Source organism: Cohnella cellulosilytica (assembly GCF_042431195.1).
Classification (GTDB): domain Bacteria; phylum Bacillota; class Bacilli; order Paenibacillales; family Paenibacillaceae; genus Cohnella; species Cohnella cellulosilytica.
In genome coordinates this window covers 19063-32758 of record NZ_JBHMDN010000041.1, presented here as the reverse complement: position 1 = coordinate 32758, position 13696 = coordinate 19063, and the positions used below count along the sequence as shown (strand labels likewise).

Sequence of the window (13696 nt, the reverse complement as noted above, 5' to 3'; positions counted from 1 at the left end):
ACAATCGGGATAATCGGCGGCAATTGAAAGGTTTTCCGGTTGGCCGGCGAACCCTCCTCGTTCTGCAGCAAATAACGCCAAATTTCCACCTGATACAGCAGCAGCCGGTACGGCATTCGATAATCTACGCTCGACTGCATCTCCAGCAGCAAGTAAAACACGACGTCCTGTCCGTTCAAGTTCACTCGGTACACCACGTCCGCCTCTTGGCGCTTGAAATCCTGAAGCACGAAGGAATGCGGGATTTCCTGAACGTGCTCTTCATCCACCGCCTGCACCCAGCCTCGGTCTATGAAGGAACGAAGCAATTCCACGAACAGCTTTTTACTCGACAATAAGAAACGGTACGAGGTGTCATGTCGCTGATGAATGCTATCGGAATTCGAATTTGAGTTCATAGGCCGCCGCTCCTTCAAACCCTTTTCAGTAAATTATATCCATTTCCAGTTCCAGAAACAATGCTGAAACAACTACGTATAGAACCCTGATGAGTATGAAACCTTGACGAGCAGCCCCGGTTCGGGAAAAAAGGACGGATACGGCAGCCGCTTTTCGCTTTTTCCACAGGGAGGGTCTGCCCACGCTGAACCGTTGAGGATTTGTATGCCATTTAACACGAATGATATAATCGTTTATATTTCCAAATAAAGGACTGTCTTTATGGATATTTGGGCCGTTAACCTTAACTCTCTCGCAGAGTCCCCTTCCCTGTGGGAACCGTATCTGGCCATGCTGGATGAACCCGTACAAAGCAAATTGGCCAGATTCAGACAACCGGCGGATCGCCTGCGCTCGCTGTGCGGAGAAATGCTGCTGCGCGTTTACGCTCGTGACTGTTGGCACCTGCCGGCAGGCGGGTTGACCAGAACGGTCAACGCATACGGGAAGCCCGCCCTTGCAGGCTATTCCGCTAACCACTACAACCTCTCTCACGCCGGCCGATGGGTGGCGGCCGTTTTCGACCGTGAACCGGTCGGCATCGACGTAGAGGCTGTTCTTCCGATCGACATGGCCGTCGCCAAGCACTATTTCTCCGCGTCCGAGGCCGAATGGCTGCGGCAGCAGCCGGACGAACGGCGCCTGACCCAGTTCTACCGACTGTGGACGCTGAAGGAAAGTTACATTAAGGCCGAAGGGAAGGGACTGTCTTTGCCGCTGAATTCATTCGCCTTTCAGCTCGATCCCGGCAGCGGCATTCGATTCTCTCCCCCTTCCGACCGCACGGAGACGGTCTGGCACTTTCGGCAATATAACATCGATCCTGACTATGCCTTGTCCGTTTGCGCACGGCAGCCGGGCTTCCCGGATCGCGTCGAAACGATCGACTGGACGGAGCTTGGCCGCCGGTTTCTCGCCCTCTTTTAAATCGTGCTGGCCTCCTCTTCGCGCAAACTCCCGGATCGTCCGCGAAGCTTGCGGAACTCGATCCCTACCAGAATAAAAGTCATGATAAAAATCGTCAGATCGATCAGCATGGAGTTCAGATAAACCCAATTCACCCCGAACATTCTCGGCAGAATAAGCATCGCCGGGATGTAAAATACAACCTGACGCACAATGCCCACAAGCGAAGCCGGTTTGCTGTGATCGATGGCGGGGAACAGCGTGAGCGCCATAAAGACAATCGACAGCAGCGGCAGAATGGACAGAAAGATCTGTGCGTTCGCCACGCTCGCAGCGTCGATGGACGAAGCGTCGAACATCAACCCCAGCACCGCTTTCGGAACGATCATCGCCGACGCCCAGAATGGCAAAATGAGAAGCGCCGAGGCGGCGGCAAAAATCCAAAACCCGCGAATAACCCGATCGTACCGCTTCGCTCCGTAATTAATGCTGATGACCGGCTGCAGCGCCCTCATCAGTCCGAATATCGGCGTCATAATGAAATTGAACAGCCGCAGCACAACCCCATAAAAAGCGATATCGAACGTGGTGCCGTAAATCGAGAGAACATTAAAAACAATTACGGCTTGAATAGCGGTCATCACGCTCATGATCAGGGAAGGCATTCCCATCGACAGGATCGACCGCACCATTTTCCGTTCCCAGCGAAAAGAGAAAGGGAAAGCCGGGAACGATACTTTTCCGCTGCGAAAGTACAGCAAACCCATTACAGTGTAGACGAGCATGCCGATATTCGTTGCCCAGGCGGCTCCTTCGACTCCGGCCTGAAGCCGGACAATGAACACATAACTAAAGAGAATATTGACCAGCAGCCCGAGCCCCATCATGAACGCTGCCGATTTCATCCTGCCTTCGGCACGAACGACCATATTCGCGGCAAGTCCATAGATCCAGAGCACGGAGCCGATCATCGTGATGCGAAAATATGCCGCTCCGAGCGTCAGCGCTTCCCCGCTTCCGCCCATCATCTTGACCAAGGGGACAGCGAAGGCCAGCCCGACAGCTGTAAACAAAACGGAGACCGCCAGCGTCAAGCTGTTCATATTTCCGAGAAGCCGCTTTTGCGTCTGCATATCATTCGCGCCAAGCGAGATGCCCAACAGCGAGCCCGCCCCCACCCCAACCAATGAGCCGAGGCCAAGAGACAGCGAGGAGAGCTGATAAGCGATCGATACGCCCGCGAGCGCATCCTCGCCCACATACTTCCCGACGAACACGGCATCGACAACCATGTTCAAACCGTAGAAAATCATAGCCAGCACAGCGGGCCATGACAGCTTCCACATGACCGACCATAAGTTATCGAAGAGAATCATCCGCTTCTGACCGTCCATTGCTTGCACTCCTTTTCTTCTGGAATCGGGCGTCATCTAGGGCGTGTATGCAAACCCGCTCAGGGGCATCTATCACCGCCTTTTCGCCCCCTGCTTCGTCACTTTTGCTTGACGTACCCCCGGTACGCCTTCACAAAAGTTCCTTGCATGGAACGAAAATTCGGCAACATCTGCTATCTTCGGAGTATGCATACACGCCCTAGGAGAAATAAGCCTCCCGGATCCCGTTCCCGGGCATCGCTGCCAGCCGCAGCAATTCATTCAAATAAGCATCTCCCAGCCGTTGCACGAAAAAATGGTTGCCCTCGAACGAGCGGATGGCAAATCCGGCATTCGTCACCTCGCTCCAATGCCGCATTTCTTCCGCACTCGCGTCGCGATCGCCGGTTCCCGAATGAGCGACTATCGGCGCCATAAGCAATTGCCGGCGATAGACGAAGCTCTCGTGAAGCCTGTAATCGCTGCGGATCATGGGCAGCAGATAACGAAGCAGTTCCTCGTTCTCCAGAATGTCCGGCGGCGTTCCTCCCAGCCGCTGCAGCTCGCGCACAAGCGCTTCGTCGTCCATATCGCTGCTGAACGGGGACGGATCGGGGCGATGGGGCGCATGGCGCCCCGCCACAATCAGCTTCGCCGTCCGAAACCCGTATTCGCGCTCCAATCGACATGCCGCATCAAAGGCGATCGCCGCGCCCATGCTGTGACCGAACAGACAGAATTCCCTTCCTTCGACCTCCGGCGCCAGCGCCGCCAGCAACGCTTCGATCAGCTCGTCGAAACGCTGCGGGTGCGGCTCCGCCATCCGCGTTCCTCTCCCGGGAAGCTCCACCGGAACGATATCGACCGTGGAGCGGAGCGCGACCCAATGCCTGAAAATCGTCGAGCTCCCTCCCGCATAGTGGAAGCAGAACAGCAGCGGACGCGAACGATCCTTCCGAATGCCGAAGGGGAACCACGGATTGGTCGTCATTTTGTGCACCGACTCCTCGATTTAAGATCGCATGCCGTCCGGCAGTTCAACGGCAAACTCCAGACTCCAGTCCTCGTCGGCGATCAGCCGTTCAACCAGATGAACGTAGGCGTCGAACAGCCGCTCCGCGAACGCCTTGTCGAACGCTTCTTCTACGTAATCCCAGATCAGCGTCAACGAACCGTTGCGTTCATAGGCTTGATGATCAAGCGCCACCTGCGGCGTCTGGCTGATCGCATAGATCTCCTCCATCCCCGGCGGGAGCGTCCCCGCTTCGCCTGCCAAGGCGTCTCCGAACAGCAGACTGGTGAAAACAACCGGCATCACCGCTTTGCCCGGCGTGTCGCGGGATAGCTGACGCAGCAGATCCAGCCCGCTATAGGCCCGATGCTCGATCGCCTCCCACAATTGCGATTGGATCTCCTCCGTCTCTCCGATGAAAGAGTCTCTGGCGCCCTTATAAGAGATGAGCGTAACGTTCGTAAAATCGCCCAGCATCAGCGGCACGTCGGGATGCAGCGGCAGGCGGTTAAATAACGTCAGGTTAAGCGTCAGCTCCGGCCGGGCGCTCCGTTCCGAGAGGACTTTCATGAACGCGGTGCACAGAACCGCCGAAGACGTAACGCGATGCTTCCGTATCCGCTCATGGTACAGACGGGTGTTCTCCGGCGTCAGCACATACTTCAATCTGCGAAAATGCGGCTCGGCGATTTCGGCGAAGGGACGCTTGTACGGCAGCTCCGGAGCCGGCGGCATGTCGGATCGTCTCCGCTCCCAGTAAGCGGTCGCTTTTGCCAAATAGCCAGTCTGTTCCAGCCAGCCCTTCTCCTTGTTCAGATATTCCCGGAAGGTGAAGTCCGGCTTCGCGACAGGTTGGCCCGCATAGGCGTCAAAAATCTCCCGGAACAGCAGCTCCGCGCTCCAGCCGTCGAGAATCAGGCAGTCGAAGCTGAGGTGCAGCACCGTCCGCCGGTCGGGCAGCCGACTGAGCCGGATATGGAACATGGGCCACTCTCCCAGCTCGTAACGGCGATGCGACCATTCGCTGCGGATTTCCTCCAGTTCGTGCAGGCCGGCAACGGACTGGACGGGCATGCTGTACAGCGGCGTCTCCCGGAGAAGCTGCTGCGTACCGTTGCCGTAAACGACCGTTCGCAGCATTTCATGACGTCCGATGGTCTCATTTATGGCTCGCTCCAGCCGAACCGAATCGAGATCGGCGCAGGCGTACTCGGCATAGTAATGGGCGCTTGTATTGCCCAATTCATAGTCCGGCGAGCGGCCCAGCACATACGCCAGTTGGATCGGCGTCAGCCGGAACGGGCGCTGGGCCTCCGCGGCGGCGCTTGCCTCCTCGGTCTGCAAATACGCAATGAGAGCCGCCTTGTTTGTCTTCAGGTCAGCCTGCAGCTCCGGAGTCATGGCGCCTCGCGGGGCCGTAAATCGCAAGCGCCCGGATTCCGCCTGCAGCTCGATTCCGCCGGCGCGGCATCTCTGAACCAGTCGCTCCATCTCGGCGAACGATTCGGGCGGCAACGGCTCCGGCTCCTGACTCGCGGCCCCCGGATCGCTCTGCGAATTGACGCCAAGCTGCCGGCTGCCGTAATAATCGAGCAGTTCCGACACGGTCCGGTATCGCACCATATCGCCTACCGACGGCCGATCCCCGTATTCGGCTTCGAGATGGTTGGCCAGCCGGATAATATCAACCGAAGAGACGCCCCTGTCGCCCAAGTTGTCCTCCGGTGCCAGGTCCGGCAAATGAAGCACGGTGCGAATCTCCCGCAGCATCGGATGCTCCGGCCTCCGGGTCTCGTCGACACGGGCCGGAGAGGGCTCGCTTGCCGCCAGCTCCAGCAGCCGCTTGCGATCGATCTTGCCGTTGTCCGTGGCGGGATATCGCTCGACGGCGACGATCCGCTCCGGCACCATATAATCCGGAAGCTCGTTCCGCAAGGCGCGCTTTGCCGCCGTTTCCGCGAACGTCTCCGGCCGTTCCCTGACGAAAGCGAACAGCTTCTTGCTGTCCATCCGTTCGCCGACCGGCAGGATAATCGGCTCGGCGAATCCGCAGCGGCGCAGAGCCGCCTCCACCTCGCCAATCTCGATCCGGTACCCGTTGATCTTCAGCTGACTGTCCTTTCGACCGAGGAATTCGATTGCGCCGTCCGGCATGTAGCAGCCATAATCGCCGGTATCGTAAACCCTCCGCCGCAGCTCGTCATGATAGAAGAAGGTCTGCCCGGTCAGCTCCGGCTCCTTCCAATACCCTTCGGCCAGCCCTTTGCCTGCGATGTGCAGCCGGCCCGGTACCCGATCCGGACAGGGCCTGCCGAACTCGTCCAAAATATGAAACGTCTGATTGGCCAGCGGGGAACCGTAAGGAATCGACCGCCATGCCGGATCGATGCCCGCTACCTCCCAGTAGTTGGACCAGATCGAAGCCTCTGTCGCCCCGCCCAGGCTTGTCAGATTAGCCCCGGGCAGCGTACGCGCCAGCTTGTCCGGCAGGCTCAGCGGAATCCAGTCGCCGGACAACAGTACATGCCGGATCGCGATATCGCCCGTATCGGCGGCGGAGCCGGTCAGCAAATAATCGACGTACATCCCGAACAAGGTCGGCGCCGAGTTCCACAAGCTGACCCGGTGACGCCGCGCCAGCCGATCCCAGCATTGCGGATCGATTCGTTCCGCCTCCGTCGGCAGAACCAGCGTTCCGCCGGCGGCAAGAAGCCCGAAAATATCGTAGACGGAAAGATCGAAGCTTAGCGACGAGACGCCCAGAATACGGTCCTCCGCGGTTACGTCCAGACGGCGGTTTACATCGGAGATCGTATTCCATGCGGCGCCGTGCGTGATGCAGACGCCTTTGGGCCGCCCGGTCGAGCCCGATGTATAGATCACATAGGCCAGATCCGAAGATTTTATATCCCTCTCTCGCCAAACGCCCCGCTTGCGGTCCATCTCCTGCGGCGTCAGCTCCGCGATGCCTTCCTCTTCTTCGAATATGCGGCTTTCGCCAACCAGCACCGCGATCCCCGCCTGCCGCAGCGTTTCCAGCGTTCGGCCGGGCGGCTGTCCGACAGGCAGCGCTGCGTAGGCCGCGCCAATCTGCAGAATGCCAAGCGCCGCGGCAATCTGATCGAACGATTTGCCCAACTGCAGCGCCACGAGGTCTCCCTTCCGCACTCCGCGCTCCTGCAGCAGCTCGGACACCTGGTCCGCCCGGGCAAGCAGTTCCCCGTAGCTGTACGTCCGGCCGGCGCAAATAACCGCCGGACTTCCCGCGCCGGCCGCCGCCCGATCGCGAATCCGTTCGTGCAGCAGCGCCTCCTCCATATCCCTGAACGTATCGTTCGCCCTCTCCTGCGTTTGCCGTTCGCGCTCGGTTCGCAGATCGGTCAACGTTTTCGACCAGAAGCTTTCCTCGTTCGCCGCACGGACAACCAATTCGACGTACTTCTCGAACATGGCGTCGACAAGTCCGGGCGGGAACACGCCGTCCAGCGTATCCCAGGACAGCATCACGCCGTCTCTGTCATGATAGACCTGATGATCCAGCCAAACCTGCGGCGTGGACGACATCGCCCACCCCATGCGGTCCAGGAAACCGTCCGCGGCTTCTCCGTTCAACTGCTCCATCCCCAGCGCGCTCGTAAATACAAAGGGATAGATGCGCTGGCCGGCGCTGTCTTTTTTGTTCAGTTCCCTGACAAAATCAATCGCGGAATAACGGCTGTGCGCCATATCCTCCCGCATTCGAGCCTGCACGGCAGCAGCGTTCTCCGCCGCCGCACCCGCCTCCCGGCGAATCTCGACCGCCATCAGCCGGGTGAAATCGCCGATCACCCGATCGATCTGCGGATGAACAGCGTCGCGATTAAAGACGGTCAGCATGACCGCGAACCGGCTCCCTCCGCCCCAAGCGGACAAGACTTCCCCATACAGGCCGAGCAGCGCCGCCGAAGGCGTCAATCGGCGCGCCGCCGCCGCTTGCTTGAACTTCGTCCACGCTTCCCGGTCCAGCCGGTAATGGCGCCTGACGAATCTTTTTGCGGCTCTGCCCGCCTCCGTCCGGTTGACGGGAATTTCCGGCGCCGACGGAAAATCGTCCGCCCGCCGCAGCCAATAAGCTTTGTCCCGTTCGTAATCGCCGCCGCGCCTGCATCCGTGCGCATATACCGCGTAATCCCTGTACGTCGTCTCCAGCTCCGGCAGCGATTCGCCCGCATACAAGCGATCCATGTCCCGCCAGAAAATATAAAGGCTCAGCGCATCGGCGATCAGAAAATCGACGCCGAAGTGAATCCGCCAGCAACCGCCGTCCAGCTCCGACAGCCGCATATCGAACATCGGCTGGCCCAGCGGCAGCACCTGGGTTGCCATGGTCTCCCGCACCGCCCGCAGGTGCTCCGGCAAATCCGGTATCGATGCCCGGCGGTACACGGTAAGCGGCAGCTCGACGGAGGGACTGATTTGCTGCCAGCCGTCCGGAGAAATGAGGCATCTGAGCATGCCGTGCCGCCGAACCAAAGCGCTCAGCGCCTGTTCGAACCGGCGCGGGTCCAGCTCGGGCACGTCGAATTCGAAGCTGGCATAGCAGCCGACGCCGCCCCATTCCATCTCGCTGCTGCGCCCGGCAAAATAAGCGTTCTGCACCTCGTTGAGAGGGAACGGCTCATATTGCGCCTCCGGATCGAAAGCCGGCGCGGCCGTATCTGCCGGGCCAGCTTCGGCCGCGGCGCCGAGAATCGCTTCCGCCCAATCCCGCACGGTGCAGCGGTTCAGCAGAACGCCCGGATCCAGCCGAACGGCCAGCTCCTGCCTCCAGGAAGCCGTCAATCTGGCCGCGGCGATGGAATCCACACCGAGCAGCAGCAGATTTTGATCCTCCGTCAACTCGCTCTCCTCCAGCTTGAGCTCGCGCACGAGCGAACGGCGAACGTATTCCTTTGCGGCTTCGGTATCGGCGATGAAGCGTACGGCAGGAACGGCGGGAGCGGAGAAGAAAGTCGTCTCCTCGACATTACCCCTCCGGTCTTCTCCTTCCGCCAGCCTCCTGTTCCCGCCAAGAGCCCGGCGCGGAATACCGTACCGTTTCTCGTCGAACCTGTAGTTCGGCGCCTTCATCCGGCAAGGGGCGGCCTCCGCGTACCATGCGCGCCAGCGAACGGCGGCGCCGCGAACATACAGCCGGTAGAGGGTGCGCTCCAGTCTTTCGGAATCCGCGGCCCCGGCCTCGTGGGAGAAGAGACATTCCGCCCGGTCGCCGCAGATTCGCTCAACCAGCGTCGACAGCACGGGAGCGGGGCCAACCTCCAGGAACACATGCTCCTCCGGTCTGGCAATCGACCGAATCCCGTCCATGAACTTGACCTCGGCCATGACGTGCCGGCTCCAATAGGTCCAATCGGCGATCTCGGCGCCGATCGGTCCGCCGGTTACATTCGACAGAATGGCTCTCGTCGGAGCCTGATAGCGGATATCGCGCGCAACCGCCCGGAACGATTCGAGCATCGGCTGCATCAACGGCGAATGGAAGGCGTGGGAAACCTGCAGAGGTACGCTGCGAATGCCTTCCGCGGCCAGCGCCGCGCAAATCTCGCTTACCTCCTCGCCGTCTCCCGAGATCACCGTCTGTTCGGGGCCGTTGACAGCCGCCACCGTCACTCGCCCCCGGCCTGCAAGTTTTCTCGCCACCATTTCCCTGTCCGCGGCGATCGCCGCCATGCCGCCGCCCTCCGACAGGGCGTACATCAGCTCCCCCCTTGCCGTTATGAGCTTCATGGCGTCCGCCAGTCCGAACACGCCGGCCACACACGCCGCCGCGTATTCGCCCACGCTGTGACCGATCATCAGCTCGGGCTCGATGCCGTAAGCGATCCACATGCGCGCCAGCGCGTATTCGACGGCGAACAGCGCCGGCTGCGTATAACGCGTTTCATGCAGACGGCCGCCGGGCGTGAACAGCAGTTCCGTCAAATCGCGGCCCGTCAACTTCCGGTAGCAGGCAGCGCACTCGTCCAGCACTTCCCGGAAAATGCGATTGTCGCGATAAAGTCCGGCGAACATCCCCGGATACTGCGAGCCTTGCCCTGTAAACAGGAAAACGACCTTCCGGACCGTTTTGCCATGCAGCATATCCGCGGGCGCCCTGCCTTCCAGCGCCTCGCGGATCGCCGCTCTCAATTTCTCCGGCGACTCGGCCCACAGGACGGCTCTCTCCGGCCAGTCGGCCTTGCCGCCGTTCTGACTGCGGGACAGATCCGCCATATCCGGGGGACTCGCTTCGGCGTTCGCGTCCAGGAAGTCCGCCATCGCCTCCAGTTGATCGCGAAGTCCTTTGCCGGTCACCGAGCTGAACTTGAAGGGGAACGGCTTGATCGCGTCTTCGCGGGAAGGCTCGGCCCGTTCGCTCAGACCGCGATACTGCTCGACGACGACATGGGCGTTCGTTCCGCTGAGACCGAAGGAGCTGACGCCGGCTACCCGCAGTCGGTTGGCAGACATTTTCCAGTCGATCGTCTCCCGCGGCACCTCCAGCGAAAGCTCCTCCCATTGAATATGAGAGGAAGGCTTCTCAAAACGCGGCTGGCCCGGAATTTGTCCATTCTCGACGGCCAGCACCGCCTTGATCAGACCTGCGATGCCCGCCGCCGCCTCCAAATGGCCGATATTCGCCTTCACGGTCCCTACATACAGCGGCGTCCGGCGATCCTTCGCCATCACCTGGCCCAAGGCGTTCAATTCAATCGGATCGCCGAGCTCCGTCCCCGTTCCGTGCGCCTCGATATAGCCGATATCGCACGAATCGATGCCGCTGCGCGCCCATACGCGCGCCAACAGCTTCTCCTGGGCCGGGCCGTAAGGGGCCGTCAGTCCGGAGCTCATACCGTCCTGATTGACGCCGCTGCCGCGAATGACGGCATGGATGCGGTCCCCGTCGCGCTCGGCATCCGACAGCCGCTTGAGGATCACCGCTCCGCAGCCCTCGCCGCGCACGGTTCCGTTCGCTTGCGCATCGAAGCTGCGAACGACGCCGTCGGGAGACAGAATATGGAGCGTCGACAGCAGCTCCGTCGTGGCCGGCGAATACAGCAAGTTGACGCCGCCGGCAATCGCCATATCGCAATCCCCGGCCGTCAGCCCTTTGCAGGCCTGATCCACGCACACCAGCGAAGAGGAACAGGCCGTGTCGATCGTAATCCCCGGCCCCTGCAAGCCGAACACATAGGAGACTCTTCCCGACAAAAAGGAAAATCCGCTGCCCGTCACATCCCCCGGCTCCAGCACCTGCCGCTGCTTGCTGTCTTCGAACAGCGCCTGCGCATAATCCGGCGAAGAGACACCGGCGTACACGCCCGTCGCCGTGCCTCGCAGCCGATCCGGCGGATAACCGGCGTTCTCCAGCGCTTCGTAACAGATTTTGAGGAACAAGCGATGCTGCGGATCGGTCCGCTCGGCTTCCTTGGGAGACATTCGGAACAGCCTGCAATCGAAGCTCTCGATATCCTCGGTCAAATACCCCGCCCTCCGCAAGGCGGGATGAGCCGCCAGCCGTTCCTCCCAGTCGCCGCTCCGCCTTGACGAAGGCGCGTCGCCGATCAGTTCCTTCTTTGCCAGAAGCGCCTCCCACAGTTCCGCCGGCCCGGCGATGCCGCCCGGGAGCCGGCAAGCCATCCCGATGACGGCGATCGGTTCGGACATCCCCGTCCGTCTCGCGTTCAGCTCCCGCTTTAACCGCCGAATCTCGGTGAGCGCCTGCTTGAGAACGCCGGCTCTCGATTCCGACGCTTCAGACATGATTCGTCCCTCCCAACTCGTATCTCAGACGCTCCAGCAGCTCGTCTTCCGAGAGATCGTCGAGCTCCGTATCCGAAGCCGTCTTTCTTTCCGCCGCCGCTTCGGGGCTGTTCCGACTGTCTGATGGAGCGGCCAGATGGCGGCTCATTTGGGTCACTGTATTGTAATTGAACAGCAGTGTCGCCGGGATGTGAACGCCCAGCGCCTGCTCCAGCGAATAGCGCACGGACAGCGACATGGCCGAGTTCAGTCCCAGCTCCATGAACGGCGCGTTCCGGTCGACTTCGTCCGCCGGAACAGCCAACTGCTCGGCGATCAGCCCGGCGATGAAATCCGCCAGCGCCGCTTCGCCGCCGTGCCGGTCGAGCGAGAGCAAGGGTTCGCTGTCGCTTCGGGAATCGACGCCGATCGCGCGATCCCATTCCCCGCTCAAATACATCGCCTTCGCCCGGCCGCGCCGGATTTTGCCGCTGGTCGTCCGCGGCACCTGCATCGGCGGCACAAACACGACGGTATCCACCATCAGCTCCAGCTCCCGAAGCACGCGCTGCCGAATCTGCCGCGCCCATCTGCCGCAGGCCGCGCCGCGGATCGCCGTCCGCTCCACCTCCTGGATGACGACGACGCGCTCCTCCCCCTCCTCCGTTTCGACGGAGAAGGCGGCGGCGCCATCCGGGCGCAGCGCGGGATCGGACAGGAACGAGATTCGCTCGATGTCCTGCGGGTAATAATTCATCCCCCGGACAATGATGAGATCCTTGATTCGGCCGGTGATATACAGCTCGCCGTTCGCGTCCCGAAAGCCGTAATCCCCCGTGCGCAAATACACGCGGCCGCTGTCCTCCTCGCGCCAGAAGGTCTGACTTGTCTCCTCCGGCCGGTTCCAATATCCTCCCGTTACGGAAGGACCGGCAAAGCACACTTCCCCGATCGCGCCGTCGCCCAATTCCTTCCCGTTCTCCGGATTTCGGATCGACAGCACATGCTCGTCCACCACATAACCGCTGCCGACCAGATGGACTTCCTCCGCCTCCTCCGACAGCTCCCGTATCGTCTCCAGATTTCCCCGGCCAAGGATGTTCACATGCCCGAGCCGGAAATCCCGCTTGTCCAGACGAAGCCAGCCGACCGGCTGGCCGGGACGATAGGTGGACACCGCGAGCGAAGCCTCCGCCAGACCGTAGCCCGGCGACAGCACGTTCTCTCGAAGGCCGAAGCGCTTCGCCGCCCGCTTGAATTTAAGCAAGGTCTCCAAGCGAATCGGCTCGGCCCCGCAGAACGCCCGCTCCAGCGTGCGAAGAGACAGCGCCTCGTCCTCCGTTTGCGCCGTCTCAAGCTGGTTCAGCCGTTCGGCCGCCAGCTCGTAGGCGAAATTCGGCGCGCCCGTGTGGGTTCCCCCATAGCGGGAGATGGCCCGCAGCCAGCTCAGCGGCTGCTGCATGAAGTCGTTGGGCTTCATCAGAATGACCTTGAAGCCCGAATAGATCCCCTGCAGAATACCGATGATCAAGCCCATATCGTGGTAGAACGGCAGCCAGCTCACCATTACGCTCCGCTCTCCGAAGTCGAACTTGCGCTCCAACTGCTTCAGGTTGTTCAGCAAGGACAAATGCGTAACCCTTACGCCCTTGGGGTCGCTCGTAGAACCGGACGTATACTGCAGCAGGGCAATCTCGCCCCGGGCCGGGGCAGCGGCCGGCAGCCCCCTCTCTTCTTCGACCCGCGTCGAAAAAACGGGCAGAGCGGACAGCACGCTTGAGCCGCTTATAATCCCTTGCAAAGACTCGGCCGACGCCTGATCGGCGAGCAGGCAGCTTGCCCCGCAATCGGCCGCGATTTTCTCCCATCGCTCCAGCGATTTGTGCCGGCCGGGCATGTTGACGGGGACGGGAATGACGCCGATGCGCAGGCAAGCCAGAAACGCCGCGATAAATTCGAGGCCCTGAGGGAACATCAGCAAGCAGCGGTCTCCCTCGGCCAGACGCCGCGCGGCAAGCGAATCGGCAAGCGCGGACACGTCCGCATACAGCTGCGAATAGGTGATCTCGGACAGGCGGAAGCGGCTGTCCAGCATCCCGTACGCGATCCGGTCCGGCGTGAGCCGCGCCCGCGACTGCAAAATAGTAACGATGGAATCTTCGGTTGACCGGTTATCCCTGTCGCTCATTATTACGTTCTCCTTCCC

At 60.9% G+C, this 13696-nt stretch carries 6 protein-coding genes; 1 reads left to right on the top strand and 5 read right to left on the bottom strand.

Annotation, left to right across the window (positions count from 1 at the left end):
• A partial coding sequence (locus ACFFT4_RS26485; protein ID WP_378052032.1) for an Rpn family recombination-promoting nuclease/putative transposase occupies positions 1-398 on the bottom strand: 398 nt, incomplete at its 3' end.
• A 262-nt stretch (positions 399-660) separates the two neighbouring features.
• Here ACFFT4_RS26485 and ACFFT4_RS26480 point away from each other — a divergent pair.
• A complete protein-coding gene (locus ACFFT4_RS26480; protein WP_378052031.1) occupies positions 661-1365 on the top strand; it encodes a 4'-phosphopantetheinyl transferase family protein in 705 nt (234 codons plus the stop codon).
• Here the strand turns inward: ACFFT4_RS26480 and ACFFT4_RS26475 are convergent.
• From ACFFT4_RS26475 to ACFFT4_RS26460, 4 genes are all read right to left on the bottom strand, one after another.
• A complete protein-coding gene (locus tag ACFFT4_RS26475; RefSeq protein ID WP_378052030.1) occupies positions 1362-2738 on the bottom strand; it encodes an MATE family efflux transporter in 1377 nt (458 codons plus the stop codon). The two genes, ACFFT4_RS26480 and ACFFT4_RS26475, sit on opposite strands and share 4 nt — an antisense overlap.
• Before the next feature lie 199 nt (positions 2739-2937).
• On the bottom strand, positions 2938-3708 hold the full coding sequence (locus ACFFT4_RS26470) for a thioesterase II family protein (protein WP_378052028.1): 771 nt from the start codon (positions 3706-3708) through the stop codon (positions 2938-2940).
• Between the two features lie 21 nt (positions 3709-3729).
• On the bottom strand, positions 3730-11511 hold the full coding sequence (locus ACFFT4_RS26465) for a non-ribosomal peptide synthetase (RefSeq protein WP_378052027.1): 7782 nt from the start codon (positions 11509-11511) through the stop codon (positions 3730-3732).
• A complete protein-coding gene (locus tag ACFFT4_RS26460) occupies positions 11504-13678 on the bottom strand; it encodes an AMP-binding protein (RefSeq protein WP_378052025.1) in 2175 nt (724 codons plus the stop codon). The genes ACFFT4_RS26465 and ACFFT4_RS26460 overlap by 8 nt, the downstream gene beginning before the upstream one ends.
• Between the last annotated feature and the right edge of the window lie 18 nt (positions 13679-13696).

Coding starts and splice junctions, on each gene's coding strand:
- ACFFT4_RS26480 (WP_378052031.1), top strand. CDS start 661: ATGGATATTTGGGCCGTTAACCTTAACTCTCTCGCAGAGTCCCCTTCC.
- ACFFT4_RS26475 (WP_378052030.1), bottom strand. CDS start 2,738: ATGGACGGTCAGAAGCGGATGATTCTCTTCGATAACTTATGGTCGGTC.
- ACFFT4_RS26470 (WP_378052028.1), bottom strand. CDS start 3,708: ATGACGACCAATCCGTGGTTCCCCTTCGGCATTCGGAAGGATCGTTCG.
- ACFFT4_RS26465 (WP_378052027.1), bottom strand. CDS start 11,511: ATGTCTGAAGCGTCGGAATCGAGAGCCGGCGTTCTCAAGCAGGCGCTC.
- ACFFT4_RS26460 (WP_378052025.1), bottom strand. CDS start 13,678: ATGAGCGACAGGGATAACCGGTCAACCGAAGATTCCATCGTTACTATT.